The 21,631-nt window shown below is 53.5% G+C and carries 21 protein-coding genes; 5 read left to right on the top strand and 16 right to left on the bottom strand.

Going from position 1 to position 21,631, the window contains the following annotated elements:
* Window positions 1–246: 246 nt before the first annotated feature.
* Both bfr (NH461_RS06450) and bfr (NH461_RS06445) read left to right on the top strand, forming a co-directional pair.
* Window positions 247–714, top strand: coding sequence for a bacterioferritin (bfr, locus tag NH461_RS06450; RefSeq protein ID WP_261602423.1), 468 nt, complete (start codon window positions 247–249; stop codon window positions 712–714).
* Between the two features lie 13 nt (window positions 715–727).
* The gene (gene bfr / locus NH461_RS06445) at window positions 728–1,198 is read left to right on the top strand and encodes a bacterioferritin (protein ID WP_261602422.1); all 471 of its coding nucleotides are present in this window, start codon (window positions 728–730) and stop codon (window positions 1,196–1,198) included.
* Between the two features lie 173 nt (window positions 1,199–1,371).
* Here the strand turns inward: bfr (NH461_RS06445) and NH461_RS06440 are convergent, their stop codons facing one another.
* Window positions 1,372–3,081: an ABC transporter substrate binding protein gene (locus NH461_RS06440; RefSeq protein WP_261602421.1), complete on the bottom strand. Its 1,710-nt coding sequence runs from the start codon at window positions 3,079–3,081 to the stop codon at window positions 1,372–1,374.
* Between the two features lie 242 nt (window positions 3,082–3,323).
* On the opposite strand from NH461_RS06440, the gene NH461_RS06435 reads away from it, so the two are divergent.
* Window positions 3,324–3,764, top strand: coding sequence for a potassium channel family protein (locus NH461_RS06435; RefSeq protein ID WP_261602420.1), 441 nt, complete (start codon window positions 3,324–3,326; stop codon window positions 3,762–3,764).
* Window positions 3,748–4,923: a hypothetical protein gene (locus tag NH461_RS06430; protein WP_261602419.1), complete on the top strand. Its 1,176-nt coding sequence runs from the start codon at window positions 3,748–3,750 to the stop codon at window positions 4,921–4,923. The genes NH461_RS06435 and NH461_RS06430 overlap by 17 nt, the downstream gene beginning before the upstream one ends.
* 103 nt (window positions 4,924–5,026) lie before the next feature.
* Here NH461_RS06430 and NH461_RS06425 read toward each other — a convergent pair whose 3' ends face one another.
* Window positions 5,027–5,518 (bottom strand): PaaI family thioesterase, encoded by a 492-nt coding sequence (locus NH461_RS06425; RefSeq protein ID WP_261602418.1) that lies wholly within the window; start codon window positions 5,516–5,518, stop codon window positions 5,027–5,029.
* Between the two features lie 98 nt (window positions 5,519–5,616).
* Window positions 5,617–5,958, bottom strand: a complete 342-nt coding sequence (locus tag NH461_RS06420; RefSeq protein ID WP_261602417.1) for a histidine triad nucleotide-binding protein — start codon at window positions 5,956–5,958, stop codon at window positions 5,617–5,619.
* A 149-nt stretch (window positions 5,959–6,107) separates the two neighbouring features.
* Here NH461_RS06420 and NH461_RS06415 point away from each other — a divergent pair, with 149 nt between their 5' ends.
* Window positions 6,108–7,037, top strand: a complete 930-nt coding sequence (locus NH461_RS06415; protein WP_261602416.1) for a histone deacetylase family protein — start codon at window positions 6,108–6,110, stop codon at window positions 7,035–7,037.
* A 109-nt stretch (window positions 7,038–7,146) separates the two neighbouring features.
* Here NH461_RS06415 and NH461_RS06410 read toward each other — a convergent pair whose 3' ends face one another.
* The 13 genes from NH461_RS06410 to citC all read right to left on the bottom strand — a co-directional run bounded on the left by NH461_RS06410 (window position 7,147) and on the right by citC (window position 21,423).
* A complete protein-coding gene (locus NH461_RS06410; RefSeq protein ID WP_261602415.1) occupies window positions 7,147–8,121 on the bottom strand; it encodes an ABC transporter ATP-binding protein in 975 nt (324 codons plus the stop codon).
* On the bottom strand, window positions 8,118–9,104 hold the full coding sequence (locus NH461_RS06405; protein ID WP_261602414.1) for an ABC transporter ATP-binding protein: 987 nt from the start codon (window positions 9,102–9,104) through the stop codon (window positions 8,118–8,120). Before NH461_RS06405 ends, NH461_RS06410 begins: the two co-directional genes overlap by 4 nt.
* 2 nt (window positions 9,105–9,106) lie before the next feature.
* Window positions 9,107–10,000, bottom strand: a complete 894-nt coding sequence (locus NH461_RS06400) for an ABC transporter permease (RefSeq protein WP_261602413.1) — start codon at window positions 9,998–10,000, stop codon at window positions 9,107–9,109.
* A gap of 12 nt (window positions 10,001–10,012) precedes the next feature.
* Window positions 10,013–10,966 carry an ABC transporter permease gene (locus tag NH461_RS06395; RefSeq protein WP_261602412.1) on the bottom strand — a complete coding sequence of 318 codons (954 nt, stop codon included), beginning with the start codon at window positions 10,964–10,966 and terminating at the stop codon, window positions 10,013–10,015.
* A gap of 16 nt (window positions 10,967–10,982) precedes the next feature.
* Window positions 10,983–12,740: an ABC transporter substrate-binding protein gene (locus NH461_RS06390; RefSeq protein ID WP_261602411.1), complete on the bottom strand. Its 1,758-nt coding sequence runs from the start codon at window positions 12,738–12,740 to the stop codon at window positions 10,983–10,985.
* 533 nt (window positions 12,741–13,273) lie between these two features.
* Window positions 13,274–14,098 carry a DUF5718 family protein gene (locus tag NH461_RS06385; RefSeq protein WP_261602410.1) on the bottom strand — a complete coding sequence of 275 codons (825 nt, stop codon included), beginning with the start codon at window positions 14,096–14,098 and terminating at the stop codon, window positions 13,274–13,276.
* Between the two features lie 96 nt (window positions 14,099–14,194).
* A complete protein-coding gene (locus NH461_RS06380) occupies window positions 14,195–15,838 on the bottom strand; it encodes a methyl-accepting chemotaxis protein (protein ID WP_261602409.1) in 1,644 nt (547 codons plus the stop codon).
* Between the two features lie 304 nt (window positions 15,839–16,142).
* Window positions 16,143–17,087: a triphosphoribosyl-dephospho-CoA synthase CitG gene (gene citG, locus NH461_RS06375; RefSeq protein WP_261602408.1), complete on the bottom strand. Its 945-nt coding sequence runs from the start codon at window positions 17,085–17,087 to the stop codon at window positions 16,143–16,145.
* Window positions 17,080–17,607 carry a citrate lyase holo-[acyl-carrier protein] synthase gene (gene citX / locus NH461_RS06370; RefSeq protein WP_261602407.1) on the bottom strand — a complete coding sequence of 176 codons (528 nt, stop codon included), beginning with the start codon at window positions 17,605–17,607 and terminating at the stop codon, window positions 17,080–17,082. Before citX ends, citG begins: the two co-directional genes overlap by 8 nt.
* Window positions 17,604–19,130 (bottom strand): citrate lyase subunit alpha, encoded by a 1,527-nt coding sequence (gene citF / locus NH461_RS06365; RefSeq protein ID WP_410000096.1) that lies wholly within the window; start codon window positions 19,128–19,130, stop codon window positions 17,604–17,606. The genes citX and citF overlap by 4 nt, the downstream gene beginning before the upstream one ends.
* Before the next feature lie 9 nt (window positions 19,131–19,139).
* On the bottom strand, window positions 19,140–20,015 hold the full coding sequence (citE, locus tag NH461_RS06360; RefSeq protein ID WP_261602406.1) for a citrate (pro-3S)-lyase subunit beta: 876 nt from the start codon (window positions 20,013–20,015) through the stop codon (window positions 19,140–19,142).
* Window positions 20,012–20,308 (bottom strand): citrate lyase acyl carrier protein, encoded by a 297-nt coding sequence (gene citD / locus NH461_RS06355; RefSeq protein ID WP_261602405.1) that lies wholly within the window; start codon window positions 20,306–20,308, stop codon window positions 20,012–20,014. The genes citE and citD overlap by 4 nt, the downstream gene beginning before the upstream one ends.
* A 47-nt stretch (window positions 20,309–20,355) precedes the next feature.
* A complete protein-coding gene (citC, locus tag NH461_RS06350) occupies window positions 20,356–21,423 on the bottom strand; it encodes a [citrate (pro-3S)-lyase] ligase (RefSeq protein WP_261602404.1) in 1,068 nt (355 codons plus the stop codon).
* Window positions 21,424–21,631: the final 208 nt, after the last annotated feature.

Below are 21,631 nucleotides of genomic sequence, written 5' to 3'. Positions count from 1 at the left end.
TCACTCACGCATACCTGAAAACCCTCTCACTTTGCGCATCGGTGATCGGGGTGGCGCTGCACAGCAGCAAACCATGATTGCAAAATGAGAATCATTCTGATTAATATCGCTTTTACCCTTTTCGCCATGAAATCAAAAGAAAATCACCATTTTTCACACTGAATACCCCACATGGATGCGCCAGCGCCTATGCTGATATGAAAGCTGAAACATCAAATGAAACAGCGTCATTCAGGAGGAAGGTTCATGCAAGGTAAAAAACAGGTGATCAGTTATCTCAATCAGGTACTAACGATAGAACTCACCTCAATTAACCAGTACTTTCTGCATGCCAGAATGTTCCGAAACTGGGGCTTGGAAGCACTGAACGAAAAAGAGTATAAAAAATCGATCAAGGACATGAAGCAAGCCGATGATCTGATTGAGCGGATCCTGTTCCTCGAAGGACTGCCGAACCTGCAACATCTGGAAAAAATCCGTATCGGAGAAGAAGCGGAAGAGATGCTGCAATGTGACCTGATCCTGGAAATGGAGCAATTGGCTCTGCTGCGGGAAGCCATCGCATTTTGTGAGACCAAATCCGACTATGTCAGCCGCGAATTGCTGGAAGATATTCTTGCCTATGAAGAAGAGTATGTCGACTGGATCGAAACCCAGCAAGCACTGATCAGTAGCATCGGTCTTGAAAACTATCTTCAATCTCAGATTTCATAAATAGGTGATTCACATGAAAGGTAATACCAAGATCATTGACACCCTGAATACCCTGCTGGCCGGTGAGCTCACCGCGATGGATCAGTATTTCATCCATTCTCGGATGTATCAGGATTGGGGACTGGATAAACTCTACGAGCGAATCGACCACGAATTCGATGATGAAAAAAGCCATGCAGCGCTGTTGATTGAACGTATTCTGTTCCTGGAAGGCACGCCGGATCTCACCAAACGTGCCGACCTGCATATCGGGAAGGACGTTCCGGAAATGCTCAAGAACGATTTGGCGCTGGAGTATGACGTCGATAAAGCGCTTAAGGCGGCGATTAAGGTCTGCGAGACCGAGCAGGACTATCAATCACGTGAAATTCTGGAAAAGCTGCTGGCCGATACCGAGGAAGATCATGCCTACTGGCTGGAAAAGCAACTCGGACTCATCGATAAAATCGGCCTGCCGAATTACCTGCAATCCCAGATGGGCTAGTGACCATTCGTCTGCAATATCTTGTCCGGTCGACCCTGTCGACCGGACCTCATTTTACAGCTCTCAGCTCTCAGCTCTCAGCTCTCAGCTCTCAGCTCTCAGCTCTCAGCAAGGATAATCCTCCCCATCAGAGGCCTGCGCCATAACCGAAGACACATTCGGTTTATGGCGACTTAGAATGCGACCACCTGGTCCCGCCCGTTATGTTTAGCGGCGTACAAGGCCTGGTCGGCACGGTGGAGAATGGACTCAAACGTGTCCGCATCGGCGAAGGATGCCGTCCCGATACTGATGGTGATACGTGCCACATTGTCTACTGACATCCGGGTAATCTGAGACCGCAAACGCTGTAACATCTCGGTACACTCCCCAGCTTGCTGGCAGGTCATCAACAGCAGAAACTCTTCTCCGCCCCACCGGAACACCCGGTCTGCGGCCCGGATGTTCTCCCGCAACACCTGTCCGACCGCACACAACACCGCATCCCCGGCCGGGTGGCCATAGGTATCATTGATCTGTTTAAAGAAGTCGATATCCAGCAGCGCGACATGGAACGGGGAGCCGTCTACCTCACCACGCTCGATACGGGCCATCAGTTCACTGGTTCCTGCCCGACGGTTCCCCAAACCGGTCAACGGATCGGTATAGGCCAGGGACTGCATGATTGTTGATGCTTTTCTCAGCTCCTGATTCCGGGCATCGAGTTCCCGGGTCCGGCGCTCCACCAGCGTTTCCAGCGTCTGATTGAATTCATCCAGCTTCTTTTGTGCCTGGCGACGCTGATGAATATTCACCATCAACGCCGAGATAATCCCCAACAAGACGACAACCACCGCCACCGTTGTGTTCACCAGCATCATATGTTCTTCATAATATGAAACCGGTTTTCCCACAATTTTGCTGTCCGGCGGCAACCGAGCCAGATCGATTTGAAAATTCTCCAGAACACGGTAATCAAACACCGGCGCATAAGCAGCCTTATCCTTGACCGGAATGGCCTCGACCGGCGTGCCATTAAGAATACTGATGGCCATTTTGGTGGCATTTCGGCCATGCTGGTATGGATCATTCATCAACCCACCCATCACACAGTTGCCGATCAGCAAAGTGCCCCACATCCCGTAAATCGGTACTGGGCTATGCTTTGCCAACAACGGCAGATCGTGCCGGTAAGAGAAATAATTGCCATCATTATCCATATGAATCGCCATCATCAGGATGGCCGTATGCTCCCCGAGATCTTTCACACGTTCATTCAAGCCCTTAAGGGTAAAGTCATCCCAAACATCCAGTTGGATCCGGGCCTTTTCCGGGTCATCTTCCCATTGCGTTTTAATCGCATCGACCTGCTCGACCATCTTGCGGCCCAGCTCAGTACGATCGCCCAGCAACACGATACGTTCAACATCCGGTTGAAGGTGAGTGATCAATTCCAGGTTGCCCTGGATTTCCATGCCTTCCTGGATCCCAGTGAAATTCGGTTTATCCTTCAGGGCATCCGGATCAAACACATTCACCCCGCTAAACACCACCGGCGTTCCCGGAAACAGGGTTTCGGCATGTTCGAGCATAAAGTTATAGGCCAGATCATCGCCGGTGATGATGATCTCCGGGGTATATCGCCGGTACTTATACTGCAGCAAATCCACCAGCAGGTGATGGTAGGTCTCATCATCAACGAAGCGCCGCTCATCCATATACTCGACATGGAGGTCGTAATCGGGGAAGGTCTTTGAAAACTCGTCTTTCACGCCGCGGGTCAGTGCCTCACTCCAGGGATATTGAGAATCATAGGAGTTGAGCAGCAGCACGGTTGGGTGGGACTGAGCAAACGCAGCCATCGGCACAAGCCAGAATAAAACGAGCAATAACCTTGTCAGCATTAAGCCTGGACCTTTTGTACGATGAATTGCGTTGTAACTCGCAGGATTATATGAACCCCTCCCGACAAATTCAAACAGCGCAACTTCCCCAAATACCACATACCTCTCGCGTATCAGACGTTTCGATTCACAAAAAACATTGTAGAATTAATCATATAGAGACGGGTGAGCTACACTGTTTGCAAAGCACAATGTAATGTTCATGGACCTAAATAAAATGTAAAAAATTACAAGGAGATCACGTGATAACGCTTTTTCTGGTCAATAGCGCCATTGTTGCTTTAACTGTTTTCCTGCATTACACCTTTCTGCGTCAAATGAGTCTCCATATTCCACGGATCCCGATGCTCCATGGGTTTAAAATCCTGTTCGGCGTACTGGGGGCCCTGGTCGCACACTCCGCGGAAGTCTGGATCTTCGCTTATGCCTACTACAAGCTGCATCATTCTGAAAACTGGGGATCGCTGACGGGAAACTTTGATAGTAGCCTGCTCGACTGCGTGTATTTCTCGTTCACCACCTACACCACGCTGGGGTTTGGCGACATTGAGCCGGTAGGTCACCTGCGGTTTTTAACCGGGGTTGAATCGCTGACCGGGCTAGTGCTCATTACCTGGACTGCCTCGTTTCTTTATCTGGAGATGCAGCGCTATTGGACACTGAACCATGACACGGACCGATAATTCAGCCGAACTGCTCCGCAAACTGCTGAGAGTATTCATCGCCGTTGGCTTACTGATCGCCCCGCCTTTGGTCGGCGTGTGGTTCGCCGGCAAACCGCTTTCCCCCTACCTCAGCCTGATGCCTTCAACCCTGTATGTAGAAAAGCCTGGGTTTTCATGGCCCATCTTTCTCCTGTTGACCCTGTTGATCCTGTGTTGCACGTACCCGCTACTGTGGCGGCTCATCAGTCCCCCCGCCGAAAGGAACAGCTTGAGCGGGCCGGCGGCCTCACGCCGCCACATTTCCGCCACCGCATTTCCCAGCTGGGGCTGGCTGGGACTCTGTCTGCTGATCCTGAGCTGGGTTCTGGCCTGGATCGAGATCCCCGGCGGACCCTCCTGGCAACGCTACACCTTTACCCCGCTCTGGCTCGGTTATATCTTGGTGATCAATGGACTGAGTGAGAAGCAACACGGCATGAGCCTGCTCCGTGCGCAGCCCGGTCGATTGGGTTGGTTATTTCTCGTGAGTGCCGTGTTTTGGTGGTTCTTTGAGTACCTCAATCTGTTTGTCCACAACTGGTATTATGTCGGCCCGCCGATCACGCCGCTGACGCGTACGCTCACGGCCAGTTTATCCTTCTCCACGGTACTACCGGCGGTGATGAGCACCGTCTTCTGGCTGGCCGGGTTCCAACGCTGCCAAGTTGCCTACACCCAATACGTGCATTTTCCGCTGCCTCACCCCAAAAGACTGGCCGGATTGGCGCTCCTGGCCGCCATTTCATCTCTGTTTGCGCTGGGCGCCTGGCCGGACAGCTTTTTCCCCCTGGTCTGGATTTCACCGCTCATAGTCATCGTTGGTCTTGAAACCCTGGCCGGCAAGCCGACCCTCTTCTCCGTGATCCCAAAGGGTGATTGGCGCCCGTTCGCACTGCCGGCGCTGGCTGGCCTGCAATGCGGGTTCCTGTGGGAGCTGTGGAATTTCGGCAGTAAAGCGCCGTGGATCTATAACATCCCGTATGTGGATCGGTTTTATCTGTTTGAAATGCCACTGCTGGGCTATGCCGGCTACTTGCCGTTTGGATTGGAGTGCGCGTTAATCGCGTCACTGTTTGGGGTGAATGCGCACGGCGGAATGAATGCTCACGCGATTGAGTCGTTGAACAGTCGGAAATAAACACCATGGCTCAGGGCGGCAAAAAACCGCCCCTCTTCCTGTGTCTCCCTGTCTTCCCGGCTGTTTCGCGGGGAAACGCCTAGGCTTAGGCTTAGGCTTTGGCTTAGGCTGAAGCGGTTGCCGGAACCACTTTGAGCGACAGGGTCAGCGTAAACCGGGCGACGGGCTCATCGCCATCCTGACTCGGACAGGTAGCCACCACTTCCACCGGCTCATTGACCCGCTCACCGGTCTCAGCACAGCGTTGAAGCATCTCCCGGATAGCAGCCCCCTGATGACACGTAAAGACCACATCCCCTTCAGGACGGCGCAGAAAATCACCCTGGACTGATTTAAAGGCCAGAGACAGCGTCAATCCTGAGCGGGCCGCCATTTCCATCGCCAACAGACCGGCTGCGACATCGGCACCAATGGCCAGCGCGCCGAAATACATACTTTGCAGGTGATTTTTGGTGCGATCATTGAGTGGGATACGCAGCGCCAGGTGATCGTCACTGATCGCCTGGATCTCAGGGGAACAATAATCAATGAGTTTCACGTGTTGCTCGGCAAATTGTTTGAGCATTGCGTTTGCGCTCGCGACTCGGCTTTCCATGGCATCTATCCTTTTTTATGACTGATTAGACCAGTTAAGACAGGCACCGAAAAAATGTCAAACACCTCACCGCCAAGATGTTACCTGTACCTGAAATCTCATCCTGGCGGCCAGCGCATGGCCCGTCCCCCGAGTAAGTGAAGGTGAATATGATAAACCGCCTGCCCGCCGTATCGATTGCAGTTCCAAACCAAACGGTAGCCATCCTCCGCCAGAGAAAGCTCCTTGGCCAGTTGAGTCGCCGTCAACACCATGTGCCCGATGAGCGGACTATGACTCAATTCCAACTCATTGGTGGTTTCGATGTGCTGGCGTGGAATGATCAGGATATGGGTCGGAGCCTGGGGATTATTATCATGAAATGCGACCACCTGATCATCCTCGTACACCCGTTTGCCGGGGATCGCATTGCTGGCGATTTGACAAAAAATACAGTCCATGACGCACCCTCGCTGCTTGAATCCCTTCAACTATAGTTAAAAACAGCGCCCTCACGGTACAAAGAAGGGTGATTAAAAAGGCTGCGCCGGGAGCAACGCCTTGCGTCGAAAATTGCCTGACAGACAATCATCAACCGTGGATCTCTGAAATGACCACAGCGTTAATCACTCATGGCGACTATCTGCGCCATACCATGGGGCCGGATCACCCGGAATGTCCCGAGCGGCTGGGTGCCATACTCCAGTATCTGGCCGGCGAGCCGCTGGCCGACCAACTGCAATGGCACACCGCCCTTGAGGTCAATCCAAAGCAATTCGAACGGATCCACCCGGCCGGCTATATTCGCCACCTGGAATCGCTCCAGCCGCAGCAAGGGTTGGTGTATGCCGATCCGGATACTGCCCTGAATCCTCACACCCTGCATGCCGCGCGTCTGGCTGCCGGAGCGGTCACCCAGGCCGTTGATCTGGTTCTCACCGGTCAGGTTACCAATGCGTTTTGTGCCGTTCGTCCGCCGGGCCACCATGCCGAACACGCTACCGCGATGGGCTTTTGCTTTTTCAACAATATTGCCGTTGGCGCAGCCCATGCCCTGGCTCAACCGGGCATCGATCGCGTCGCCATCCTGGATTTCGATGTCCATCACTGCAACGGCACCGTCGACAGCTTCAAGGACCGGCCGGAAGTGCTGGTGTGCTCAACGTTTCAGCATCCGTTTTATCCGCTGCGCTATTACGATATTGAGCGGCCGAATATCATTAACTGTCCGCTACCAGCCGGGACCGGCAGCCACCCGTTTCGCCAAACCGTAACCGAACGCTGGCTGCCGGCACTCAGACATCACCAGCCGCAGATGCTGTTCGTCTCTGCCGGCTTTGACGCCCATAAAGACGATCCGCTGGCCGATCTGCGTCTGAATGAAGCGGACTTTCGCTGGATCAGCGAGTTGATTGTGGATGCCGCCGCCACGTATGCCAATCATCGGGTGGTCTCGACGCTGGAAGGCGGGTATCACCTCACCGCGCTGGCGCGCAGTGTCTATACTCATCTGGACGTGCTGGCCTCGGTGTCCTCCTAAGCCCGGTCGCATCAGTCCAATCAAAGCAATTAAAAAAGCCAGCCGAAACCGGCTGGCTTTGTTCACGATTGTTCACGATGAACGTGGTTTCTGGATCCGTAAAACCGGATCAGTTAAACAAATGGCAGGCAACCAAGTGTTCAACGCCATTTTCGCCCGTATTGTGCGTTTCCGGACGGGTTTGCTTACATTGCTCGGTTGCATGCGGGCAACGGGTCCGGAACGTACAACCGCTCGGTGGTGACAGCGGCGACGGCACATCCCCTTCCAGTTTCAGCGACTCTTTGGTGACCGTTGGATCCGGCACCGGGATCGCCGACAGCAAGGCCTGGGTGTACGGGTGTTTCGGATTGCGGTACAGCACTTCCGCCGGTGCTTTTTCCACGATCCGTCCCAGATACATCACCCCGACTTCGTCACAGATGTGCTGCACAACACCCAGGTCGTGGGCAATAAACAGGAAGGAAATGCCTTTCTTTTCCTGCAATTCAGCAATCAGGTTGAGCACCTGCGCCTGTACCGAAACGTCCAGCGCAGACACCGGCTCATCCGCGACGATAAATTTCGGCTCCAGTACCAGCGCGCGGGCAATCCCGATCCGCTGGCGCTGACCGCCGGAAAACTCATGCGGATAACGGTTGAGCACCTGAGGACGCAGGCCCACGATCGCCATGACTTCAGCGATCTTATCTTCCCGCTCCTGCGGCGTGCCAATCTGGTGCGTATCCAGCGGCTCACGCAGGATCTCATGGATCGTCATCCTCGGGTTCAGCGATGCATACGGATCCTGGAAGATGATCTGAATATCACGACGGATCGCTTTCATCTCTTTGGCGCTGAAATGGGCAATATCCTTACCTTCCAGCTTCACCTCGCCGCCACTCGGCTCATGCAACCGCAGAACACAGCGCCCCAGCGTCGACTTACCACAACCGGACTCGCCGACCAGACCTAACGTTTTGCCACGCTCAATGGTAAAGCTGACATCGTCGACGGCCTTACACAGAGTCTGGGTGCCAAAGAAGCGACTACCGGCTGCAAAATGCTTCTTCAGACCATTCACTTCTAGTAATACTTCGCTCATTGTCCATCTCCATTCGGACGAAAACAGGCCACCCTGTGATGCACATCACCGGTCAGTTGCGGAATTGCCTGACGGCATTCCGACTGTACCTTGTCGCAGCGGTCGGCAAAACGACAACCCTCCGGCAGGTGCAGCAGATCCGGGACCACGCCTTTGATGGTCGGCAGACGCGGGATCTTCTTGTCACGAACGACCGGGATCGACTCCAGCAACCCTTTAGTGTACGGATGTTTCGGGTTGGCAAAGATCTCTTCAACCGGACCTTCTTCGATGATCTGGCCGCAGTACATCACCACCACGCGCTGACAGGATTCGGCCACGACACCCAGATCGTGGGTGACCAGGATCACTGCCATGCCCAGCTCTTTCTGCAGCCGGACCATTTCGTCCATCACCTGCGCCTGAATGGTCACATCCAGCGCGGTGGTCGGCTCATCGGCCAGCAACAGCTCCGGACCACAGGACAACGCCATGGCGATCATCACCCGCTGGCGCATCCCGCCGGACAGCTCATGCGGGTACTGATTGATGCGCTTCTCCGGCGACGGGATGCCGACTTTGTCCAGCATCTCAATCGCACGGGTCCGCGCTTCCGCTTTGTTCACATCATTGTGCAGACGGATCACATCGATCATCTGCGTGGAGATCTTCAGTACCGGGTTCAGGGCCGTCATCGGCTCCTGAAAGATCATCGAGATCTCGTTGCCCCGGATCTTGCGGTATTCCCTCTCGCTCAGGCCGATCAGTTCACGGCCCTTGAAGGTAATACTCCCATCAACGATTTTACCCGGCGGCGAAGGGACCAGGCCCATGATCGACAGCGAACTGACCGACTTACCACAACCGGATTCACCCACGATCGCGACCGTTTCGCCCGGCATGACTTTGAAATTCACACCGTTGATCGCACGAACCGTACCTTTGTCCGTTTTAAATTCGACCGTCAGATTATCCACTGACAGCAGTGGGGTTTGCTCAGACATATTTAAATCTTCCTTGGGTCCAGCGCATCTTGCAGCGAATCAGAGAACATGTTGAAAGCCAGGACCAGCACAAACAGCATGCCGGAGGCAGCGAAGAAGTTACAGAAATGACCGGCGGTCACCTCACCACTCGCTTCTGAAATCATCAGTCCCCAGCTGATACTGTCTTTCACGCCCAGTCCAAGGAAGCTCAGAATCACCTCACTCTTGATTGCCGTGATAAACAACAGCGTCATTTCTACCAGCAGAATATGCGAGGTATTCGGCAGCAGGTGTTTGAAGATCACGCGATACACCGGAACCCCGAGCGACCGGGCCGCTTCAGTAAATTCCATGTTTTTTAGTTTGATCACTTCACCACGTACCAGACGTGCCGTGCCCATCCAGAAACAGGACATCATGGCGATGTGCATGGCGTACGGGTTTTCCGCCAGCGCGACGGCAAACGCCGCAACCATCAGGAAGTACGGGATACAATCCAGACAGTTCATCAGCCACAGAAACAGCTCGTCAATCACGGTACCGGAGAAGTACCCGGTGGTTGCCCCCACCAGCGCGCCGGTAATTGTGGCGACAACCGCCACCGTCAGGCCCACTTCAAAGGCGGTTTTGGTGCTGTAAATCGCCCGCTGGAAAATATCCTGGCCGTTGATGTTGGTACCGAACCAGTACTCCGCCGTCGGCCCATTCTGACCCGGGGCCAGTAGTGCATCCCAGTTTTGGGCAATCAGACCGGACCAGGCCAGTACGGCAATCCCAAAGTACAGCATCACCACGGACAGGCTGATCATCCCGACCTTGTCGCGGGTAAATTTATAAAAAGCTTTCGTCCACAGAGACTCATGTTTGGCCGGTTTGGCCGCGCTCGCGCCCTGCTCCATAATTGCTTCCGACATTGCTTGCGTCCTTTATTTTAATGAAATACGCGGATCTACGGCGCGATACAGCACGTCAACCAGGCTCACAACCACGATAAACAATAAGGTTGTCAGCACAATAATGGCTTTCAGTACCGGCAGATCACCGGTGGTGATTGCATCATAAGCCGTCAGTCCGACCCCCGGGATCCCAAAGTAACTTTCCAGCAGCAGTGCACCACCCACAATGACAAACGGGATAGAAAACACGATGCGGGTTACGATCGGCACCAGGGCATTTCTCAGGACATGTTTGAACAGAATCGTATTGGCGCTGTGACCAAAGGCTTTGGCCGTGCGCACATGATCCCGGGTTGTCTCTTCTACAATCACTGCCCGATAGAACCGGGTGTTATAGCCCAGTGCCACGAACACCGATGAAATCGTCGGCACCGTGATGTAGTAGAGATAATCCGAGAGGGAATTCACTTCCCAGCCATAGACTGGGAAGAGATTCAGGCCATAACTGGAGCAAAAAATCAGCTGTGTCGCGATAATGACGATCAGATACGAGATACTCATCCCCACCACCGAAGACGACATGATCATCTTGTCCAACCAGCTTGAGCGATGCATCGCCGCAAACAGCGCCAGTAACACCCCAAGCACGTTCCCCAGAATAAATCCGGGCAGCTGCAATGCGATGGATACCGGAATGGTTTTCGCCAGAATTGACGTCACCTGCTCGCCGGTAGAGTCGGAATAGCCAAAGTCAAACACCAACACTTCCTTGACGTACTCAATGTAACGAATCAGGAAAGGACGGTCATAACCCAGCTGATGCCGAATCTCGTTAATCTCCTCGATAGTCGGGTTCCGGCCCAACAAGTCATATGTCTTGTCCGGACCGAAATAAACCATCAATACGAAGCTGATCAGGGTCACCCCGAAAAGCAATGGGATGCTGTAGATCAGCTTCCTGAAACAGTGTTTTAAAATCTCCATAATGACCCAGCTTTACTTATGATTTGATATCAACATACTTCAGATAGTTACCCATGACGTCGCGCTGTGGCCACATGATGGCATTTTTGTGCCACATCCGGATGCGCGTGCGTGAGTAACCACCAATGCCGACACAGTCATCGACAACCATCTGGTTCATTTTCTGGTACAACGCCGTCCGCTCAGGGCTTGGCTGCATCACAGAAGCCTGCTCGTACAGTTTGTTGAACTCAGGATTGTTGTAGTTTGCGCTGTTCGAACCTGGTGAACGGTTCGGACCGTAGAACAGCTGCAGGGTATTCTCGGCATCCGGGTAGTCCAGGCCCCAGCCCATTGGGATCAGCTGCGTTTTGCTGTTTTTCACGTCACGGTTGAAGTCACCGAACGTCGCGAAGGTTTTCTGCTTCACTTTGTTCTTCGGATAGCCGATCTTGGTCAGGTTACCGCGGAACTGTTCAAAGAACTGCTTGTTCCGTGTGTTAGCCGTTCCCGGATAGTAAATCACCGGCAGATTCTGCTTGTTCCAGCCGTGCTCTTTCAGCAGTTGCTTCGCGCCGGCAAGATCCTGGGTGATGGAGGCATCATCCATATTCGGATCGAAGCCGTCGGTGCCCGGGACGATAAAGCCTGGGTACGCTTCGCCGATGCCCAGATAGAAGCGGCTGATCCGCTGTGGCCAGTCGAAGGACTTCACGATCGCACAACGCAGTGCTTTGTTCTGTGCATTGGTTTTCGGATCGTCAGAGTAACCGAAATACTCATCATCAAAGTTGAAGAAGTTGTACACCAGACCCGCTTCCGGATTGACACGGAAGTTGAATTTCTCAGCGTACTCAGGCTTGAGCTTCACTGGGTGTTTGCTGGCCAGCACTTCATCCATCTGCTCGTTCTGCAGCGTGGTGTTGACAATTTCAGAACCTTTGCTGAATGAGTTCCAGCGCGCTGAAGCTTGCTTCACCCAGTTCAGCTCAACACGATCCACGATCGGCAGTTGCTTGCCGTCCAGCGTGGCAATACCGGTAAAGCCGTGCAGTTTTTCGTTATAGCCAGCGCCGGCCAGGTCGAAGGTTTCCTGACGATAATCCGGATTTTTCTCCAGCACGGTCTTCGTACTGTTGTGAGAAACCAGTTTGAACGGACCAGAGCCAACCGGGTGGATCGACAGTTCACGACCGTACTTCTCAACCGCTTCGACCGGAACCACGCCGGCGTAACCCATTGCCAGGGTGTAGGTCAGCTGCGGGAATGGCTTCACCAGCTTGATTTGAACCGTATGGCGATCCAGGGCTTTCAGACCTTCAATGGTTTTCCCATAGTCAGAGCCTTCATCTTTCCACGCATCCAGACCGACAATCTTGCCGGCCCACAGCCAGGAGCCCTGGGAACGGTTTTCAGCATCAAAGTGACGTTTAATCGAGTAAACAAAGTCTTCAGCTGTGACTTCACGCCCTTTGCCACCTTCAAACGCCGGATCGTCAATAAACTTCACGCCCTGCTTCAGTTTGATGGTGTACGTCAGGCCGTCTTCAGAGACTTGAGGCATGTCAACAGCCAGGTTCGGCTTCAGCTCAAACGGAGACTTCAGGTATTTGTACTCGTAAAGGGTATCGTAGACAGCGGTCGTCACTGTATTGGCATAGGTGGTGCCAGATTGAACCGGGTCGAAGGTCGTTGGCGTGCCGTCTTCTGAGAATTTGAACACTTTGATGTCTTCAGCCATTGCAAGGCTGGAGGCAACCAGTGCTGCCAACGGGAGCATCGTGAATTTTTTCATATAACTTCCTGTTAAATAAATCACATTGTTTGCAGCTACTTCCATGAGTCAGACTCATACGATTTGGACAGGCACTGTCCAAACCGGGTATCGACGAAAGGGCTACTGTCGGGCGCTGCAACTTCCTGTTTCACCCTAAGCCGCCTTGGCTGCCAGAGACAGCAACAAGGTCATACCTGAAATTTATCAAGCGGATACTAAATTAAGCGCATGCGGCTTCATAGAAACTTCAGACATAAATGAGAAATATACCAAATATTTATAAATTACCAATAGACAAATTACAGTGTTTTGTAACAAGATCTCGTCATTTCTTGGACTTATATGCAACAAATGAATATTAATTCAGAACGCTGTATTATCTATTCATTTACAGTTTGCTGACCGGGTACCAAATCCCGGCAAGAAATGCGGAAAAAGCCCCTCAGAAAGGCCCATCCATTCCCCAGAGATATGACCTATTTTTCAGAAAAGAAGACACAAAATAAAATAGCCCCGGTCAGCATAGATCCGGGGCTTGACGACACAGCCAGCTACGCGACAGTTTGAATCAGCGCCGAAATCCCCTCGACTTCGAGTTGCCCATTGCTCACTCTGGTGAAAATTTGTTCAGGTGTGTACCGCTCGCCGTCATAAACCACCACTACGCTGACATCACCCGGTTGCAGAAAATGAGTTTCCCCGTACTCGGTATAACGGGTTGCGCCAATCGCGATCACCGCCTGCATCGGATAGCCGGCCTCTGCCAGGATCTTCGAAATATCTTCCGCCGGGCCGACATCTTGCTGATGATTCATACGATCCACGATCCAATGCAGCAGCTTTTCGTGAAAGTAACTGTAGTCTTTCACTTGGCAGTCTTCGCCGTAACGCACCACTTTTCCCGCCCGCTGATGGAAACTGGCAATCCGGAAACGGTCAATCGTACTGCCGGCCGCCAGAGAATCGAGCGTAAACAGGGTCGCCGCCAGGCCTTTTGAGTGTTCGCCCCAGTTTTTCTTCTCACTGATTTTGAGGGCATTCGGACGGCGGATAGAACAATCATTGAATGCGCCGAACTGTTTCGGCGTTAAAGCCGTCACCTGCCCATCCTGGTAGGTGATGTCGCAAATCAGCGCCACTTCCGGTTCGATTTGCAGATTATCGGCATCTGTCGGCGGGGTAATTGTCCTGTCAGAGAAAGGATATACCGATAAAAATCCTGCCGTTTCACCGGGGACGTACAAGGGAAACAACGCTTTGGGCGCCAGAGGATCACTCACGGCCATCCCTTCAAAATCTGCGGCCTCCCCGGCCTGCTCTAAATGGCCGGCAAAGTTACCGGCAATGCCAAACCCGATCACATTTTTATACTTCATCTGACTTTCTTTCCATTGTTTCACATTAAGAGTCTGCATCGCCGCCTGTTTGCAAATACTGCAGGGACGATAGATCACAGCTGAGTAGACACTCACCTACACTTTGAATTGATTCACCACGCTATCGAGCTTCTCACAGAGCCGGACCAGCCGCAGGCAAGCGGCTTGCGCATCATTGGTCGTACGCAGCGTATCCTCATTCTTTTCAACAATTTTCTGCACGTTCTGGTGAACACTGCCGCTGACCTGACTTTGCTGCAGCGCCGCAGACGCAATTTGGGTGTTCATCTCATCCATGGTGATAATCGAGCCGCTGATTTCATTGATCGATTGGGTGGTATTATCGGCATAACGCACACTCTCCTGCCCGTTCAGCGCACTGACGTTCATTGCCTGCGCTGCCCCTTCTGCGCCACTTTGCAAGCGGACGATCATGCTCTCGATTTCACCGATGCTGCCCTGGGTTTTGCTGGCCAGCATCCGCACTTCATCTGCCACCACCGCAAATCCTCGGCCATGCTCACCTGCCCTCGCGGCTTCAATGGCAGCGTTCAACGCCAACAGGTTGGTTTGTTCGGCAATACTGCGGATCACATCCAGCACCGAGGAAATATTGCTGACCTCCCGACCCAGCGCCTGAATCGCCGCACAGGAATCATTAATTTCACGCGACAACTGGTAAATGGTTTCGACCGATTCCGTGACATTGTGCCGCGCCGCCTGCACCTCCTGATTCACCTGGCTACTCGCCGAGGCCGCCTGGTTGGCGTACGCACTCATGCTCTCGCTAGTCACCGTCAGCTGATTGACCGCCACCGCAACTTTCTCACTTTCCGTTTGCTGAACGCTGGCCGACGCCTGAATCGTCCGGGTGGTTGCATCTATGGCTGCGACTTCCTGGCGTACATCCGCTGCCGAGAGCACCACCGCTCTGACCGACTGTTGGATCTTGGCCAGGAACTCATTAAAAGTATCGGCCAACTGGCCGACTTCATCTTTCGACTCCACTGCCAGCCGTAGCGTCAAATCGCCATCGCCTGTGACGACATTCATCATTGCCTGTTGCAACCGTTTGATCGAAGCCAGCAACAAGCCCGAGACCACCCAGGCGATCCCCAACGAGATCAGCAAGGCCCCCAAGGTGCCGTACACCGTGACAGACTGGACAATCTGCTCGTTTCTCGGCAATTCCGCCTTGAGCGTTTGCTCCTGCAACTCGATTTCGGTCCGGATTTCAATCAACGCGGTGCGGATTTGGTGAAACAGGCGCGCCAGCTCGGCCTGATGCTGCAGGTAGAAATCCGATGCATTTTCCGGCGCAGCAAACAGCTGGCCATACAGCGCGCTCCACTGGTGAAACTGATCCAGCACCAGCTTGAGCTTGGCGCGATTGCCGTCAGCAATAAAATGCGCGTCAATCAGTTGGTGCGTCGATGCCAGTCGGCTGGCTGCTTTCTCGGCATTGCTCTGATATTCCGCTTGTTGCTGTTGAATATAAGCCGCATCGCTGTAGTCCAGCATCAGATTCTGTGCGGCGGTGATGACCTGATACATATCCCGATAAGCATCGTTGAGGTTGTTCAGTACCGGTTGAACATGTTCGGTCAGGTACAGCTCCGTTTTTACCATCCGGTTCAGGTGGTGATAGGTAAATGCCGAGACGCCGGAAAATAACAGGGCGACAATGAATATCGGAAACAGAACTTTAAATTTGAAGCTCAATGTTAAATCAGGTTTCATACGGTTCAAATGCGTCAGATCAAATCATAGACAGCAGAATACCGAAGCCGGGAAAACCTGAGGAGCTATTTAAATTTTGTTTATAAACTTTATTGATTTAATTCCAGAGCCCCATTCGCTGCCCGCTTGAATACTAATAAGGAATTTTTTATCGCAATTAAAAATACGAAAAAGAACAGCCAACAAGGGCAAAAAGCGCCCTGGTGCAGGAAACCAATATGACATTGGACATCCAGAGCCAGGGCGAAACATCGCACACACTTATCGGGGGATAAGAAGAAGGAAGCAAGGGAGAAAGTGTTGATCAAGCTTGTTTTCGGTTGAACTCGTTCAGCTGCGCCAGCAACCAGGTCACCGCCAGTAAATCGGCACTGCCGCCCGGGCTTAAATTGCGTTCAATGAAACGCTGGTCCATTGCGATCAGCGCGTCTTCGATGCCCGGATACATGCCGCCGCCTTGGGCCAGCAACGCTTGTGCCTGTGCCTGTACAAACTGCAAACCAGCCAGACCACCGCGCGAAACAACATTGGTATCGGGATTTTCAGCCATCAGAACCAGCAAGGTTTGCCACAACGCCTGCTCGGTTGAAAATCCCTCGGCAATCGAGGCTTCGTAGCACGGCAGCGCGTGGGTCATGACGGTTGCCAGCCCGGACGCTGCTTCTCCCCGGGCGCCGCTCAACCCATATTGCTGAAAGATCTGCTCACCTGACGTCGCCGGTTGCCGCCCCGTATTGCCGCGCAGTTCGTCCCGAACCAGATGCGCACAGCACTGCTTGATGGTCTGGCTGATATGCATCGCATCAAAAGCAATCTGCTTGCCGCGCAACCAGCCGACGGCACCACACACCAGGCCCAAACTGAAAATCATCCCTTTGTGGGTATTCACGCCCCGGGTGGCACGGAACATCGCCTGCTCCGCTTCAAGCCCGATCGGGCGCAGCGCGGCCAGCAGCGTGTGGGCCGGCTGGCCGGCGCACTGCCAACCGGCGTAGGCGAATTTATCCAGATAGGGATGGATTGCCTCAGCGCTGGCGATAAATGCCTGGATATCCATATCGGTGTGCGCCCCGCAGGAGTAAAGATCGACCAAACCGGGCTTAGGCGTCAGATGGACTTCCAGCATCATGGCGTGAAAACCCAGATCACCCACCAGTTTGAACAGGTTGATCAGCGGCAGCTTGCCTTGCGGGGTCTCGACCCGAAACCCCGCGGGATCAACCAGCAGACTCACTGCAGTATTAGCCATAGTTTGTCATCTCATTAATTTTGCCGAGCAAGCCCTGTAAGTCGTGTCGCCGGGAGCGCGCACAAACGAACGCATCTTCTTCGCAGAGCAAGCATTGACGCCGGGCCATTCGGCTACCCTGACGCGAAATGATTTTGCCGTCTGCCCCCAGCACATCCAGATCCATCAATCGACCTAGCGGGTGCCCGTTTTCGACCTGCATCATCGCCAGTTTGAGCAACGAGGCTGACGGCGCATCGACCACAAACACCCCTTCCGGTCCAGTTTTTTCCTGGAGCAACTGGCGGGTCACAATCGTCCAACCATGGCTGTCACAGGCGTCGATGACCGCATCGACACCCTGGTTGAAAATGTGCATTGCCGCTTCACTCATCTTGACCGGACCCGGCATATTGACGCTGAAAGAGATCAGGGGCAAAGAGTGGCTTTTCAGCCACTCCTGCTGTCTCTTCACTCGGGCTTCTTTATTGGCCAGCACTTCCATCAGGCTGACTTCCGACAGAGAGACAGTTTGGGTCATGCTTTCACCTGCTTAATCACATCAATAACAGAGCCGTCACGGTAGCGAACATAGCCGACAATCCGCTCTTCAAATTCAATCGGGGCTGGTACACCGGTCAGCATCTCCGCGCGCTCCTGCAAGTCTGCAATCTCTACCACCGGCAAGCCTGCCGCAATCAACCGGGCCTTCATCGCTTCCCGGGCCGGGTTGACGGCAATGCCATGGTCTGTGACCAGCACATCAATCGACTGCCCCGGGGTGATCACATTGGTCACCTGCTTCACAACCGTCGGGATCCGACCGCGAACCAGCGGCGCAACAATGATTGCCAGGTTCGCCGCGGCAGCCGTATCGCTGTGCCCGCCGGAAGCGCCGCGGATCACCCCGTCAGATCCGGTGATCACGTTGACGTTGTAGTCGGTATCGATTTCCAGCGCACTGAGGATCACCACATCCAGGCGGTCCACCACCGCGCCTTTCGATGACGGGTTGGCATATTCATTGGCCGAAATTTCGATATGGTGCGGATTGCGCGACAGTGAGTCCGCCGCCCCGGCATCAAAGCACTGCACATCCAGCAGGTGCTTGATCAGCCCCTTCTCGTGCATCTCGACCATGGTCGACGTGATCCCGCCCAGGCCAAATTCCGCCGTAATGCCTTCGCGGACCATTTTGTCTTCCAGGAATCGGGTCACGGCCAGAGATGCCCCGCCGGAGCCGGTCTGAAGGGTAAAGCCGTCTTTGAAATAACCGGAATGGGCGATGACTTCCGCCGCCTGCTTGGCAATCAGCAACTCACGCGGGTTCTTGGTCAGACGGGTCGCATCGCCCCCGATTTTCGACGGATCGCCCACTTCCTCGACCTGAACCACAGCATCAACGCGATCCTGGGTAATCGAGGCCGGATGGTTCGGATAACCCACCAGAGATTCTGTCAGCATTACCACTTTACGGGCATGCTCGGCATCGACTTTGGCATAACCCAGAGAGCCGCAACGGGATTTCCCGTGGAAGCCGTTGGCATTGCCGTACTCGTCACAGCAAGGCACACCGAGGAAAGCGATATCCACTTGCAGCTCACCGCTTTGGACCAGATGCACCCGACCGCCGTGGGAATGAATGTGAACCGGCTCGGCCAGCAGACCACCGGAGATCGCTTCAGCCAATTCACCGCGAATACCAGAGGTATAGATTTTGGTCACCACGCCGTTTTTGATGTGCTCCACCAGCGGGGCATGCACCCCGGTCAGCGAGCTTGACGCCAGCGTCAGGTTTTGAAAGCCCATCTCGGCAATCACCGCCATCACCAGATTCACGGTTTTATCACCGCCACGGAACGCGTGGTGAAACGAGATGGTCATCCCGTCTTCCAGTCCCATATCAAAAATAGCTTCTTTCAGGGTCGCTTTGAGCTTGCGCGAGCACTTGCCGGTTTCATCCGCCAGATGCGGGGTGATGGTATTGGCATCGGTAAACGCAACCAGATTGCGGGCTTCAAGTTCATGGGTTGGCAACAGGCCAGGGAATGTCTTCATCGTCATGGGAATGCCTTACTGTTTAATACCGGATTGTGCTTTTTGCAGCGTCCAACGGGCTCGCTCGATGATGGGGCTGTCGACCATTTTGCCGTTCAGGGAGACCACGCCCAGCCCTTTTTTCTCGGCTTCTTCCGCCGCTTCGATCACCGCTTTGGCGTGATCCACTTCGGCCTGGGTCGGCGCGAAAACGTTGTGCAGCAGTTCAATCTGACGCGGGTTGATCAGAGATTTGCCGTCAAAGCCCAATTGCTTGATATGCTCGGCTTCATTGAGGAAGCCTTCCTCGTTGTTGACATCGGAATAGACGGTATCAAACGCCATCAGCCCGGCAGAGCGCGCGGCCTGCAAGATAGAACAACGGGCAAACAGCAACTCGATGCCTTCCGGCGAACGCTGGGTACGCAGATCGCGGACATAATCTTCCGCCCCCAGCGCGATGCCGATCAGCCGCGGCGAACTGTGGGCAATCTCCACCGCATTGATCACCCCCCGGGCACTCTCAATCGCTGCCATCATCTTGGTGCTGCCCACTTCACGGCCACACAGACGCTCGATATCTTTGATATGGCGCTCCATTTCCAGCACATCTTCAGCACTGTCGGTTTTCGGAAGCCGCACCACATCAACACCGCCGCGAACCACAGCGTGAAGGTCCTTGAGGCCAAATTCTGAATCCAGCGGGTTGACCCGAACCACGGTCTCAATGTCCTGATACAGCGGATGTTGCAATGCGTTAAACACCAGCATTCGCGCCGTGTCTTTCTCGCGTAGGGAGACGGAGTCCTCCAGATCGAACATGATGGTATCCGGCTGGTAGATGAAGGTATTACTGAGCATGGCGGCGTTGGCACCGGGCACAAACAGCATGCTGCGACGAAGTTTACTCATGATAATTTGCTCCAGTAGATATCATTGGAATCAGCGGCTCGCATCACGGCAGCCTGAACGCGCGCTTTAATTACGCAGTCCAGCGCACCCTTGTCTTCGACGTTCAGAATGGCGGAGGTCACGCCCAGCTGTTCCAGCGTGTCGCAGATCAGGGCTTCAATGGCTTTGCCGAACTGCTTCTCCACGGTACTGTCGAGCGTCAGTTGGATCCCGGTATCGGGATTGGGCGCAATACGAACTTGCAGATCACTGGACTCCAGCGTGCCTGCAAAGGCGGGTTGGGTAATATTCATCGGTTAAACCTTGTTATTGGATGATGGATATGAATGCTCGCGGCAATTTACGCCACGACGGAATCATAGGGTTGAGCAACCGGGGGCTGAACGCCCGCTCCGAGCGGCGCGTGTCTCAGGTGCTCCAGGGTGGTTCGGGGCAAGAGCGTCTCAAGCGCACCAAAGTCGCCCCGAACCAATAAGGCGCGAACCCGGGAAGCCGAAATAGGCTGCTCACCGGACGTCAGTCGCGGTACTTCGACACATTCAATCGCTGGGCTCTCGACCAGCGGAGAATGCAGCCAATGTTGCATCTGCTGGTTATAGTTGCGGGTCACCACACAATGGGGTTCAGTGCCGACAAAGCGATGGGTGATCCCGAGTGCCGGTGCGATATGCTGGCGGAATATCTGTAGATCGATGGCGGTATGGCAATAATCCACCACGCCCTGATCCTTAATGAAATAAGTGGGGAACGTTGCCTTGGAGATAATATATTTCGATCCCGGATGCACCGTCAGATTTTCAATATGCCGGGTGCCCTGCTGGATCATGTCAAAGCGATCTAGATAAGCAAACTCACTACCTTCTTCCTGCACCACAAATAAATGCAACCAATCACATTCACTGGCGGCCTGTTCGACTAAATATTGATGCCCCAAGGTAAATGGATTGGCATTCATCACGATGCTGCCGACTTTGGGTGCCTGCACCTTTAATAAAGACAGCTGTTGGCAATAACGCGACAGTTTATTCTTACTGTTTTCCAGCAATGCCAGTTGTTCGCCGACCTGCGCTATGGGGAAAAATCCGGTGGCGCGGAACATCGGAATATTATCCGGTTTAGTAAACAAGAACAGGTGGAAGCGTCCCATCTCATAGGCAAAGTTCGTCAGTTCCGTCATCAGCTTGAGCGAGAAGCCGCTGCCTTGGAGCGCGGGCGCAATGGCGATCGATTTCAGAATGTTGCTCGCAATCCCGCCGCATCCGATGACATGCTGCTCTGAATAGGCCACCACGAAATATTCGACATCCGAATCGATATCCAAATTTTGCTCGGCCAGAAACGCACGAATAGGTTCGACTTTTTCCCTATTGCCTGCTGAAACGCGGCTAAACGTATAAGTATCAAACATGAACACTGTCCTCATTGGTGACTGACGTTCATGATGCAAGAGCGGCGCATGAAAAATAATGACACATATCGAGTTCTGGCCGCGCCTAAAAACTCTTTATGACTTTAACGTTTTTAATTTATTAAGCTTTTGTTTTAAAAGGAAACAAGGAAATAAAAATCTTAAAATTCATAAGCCGATTTTATTCCACAGCGAGAAATGATCACAC

The organism is Photobacterium sp. TY1-4, from assembly GCF_025398175.1.
Taxonomy (GTDB): Bacteria; Pseudomonadota; Gammaproteobacteria; order Enterobacterales; family Vibrionaceae; genus Photobacterium.
This window is presented reverse-complemented; position numbering and strand designations above follow the sequence as displayed.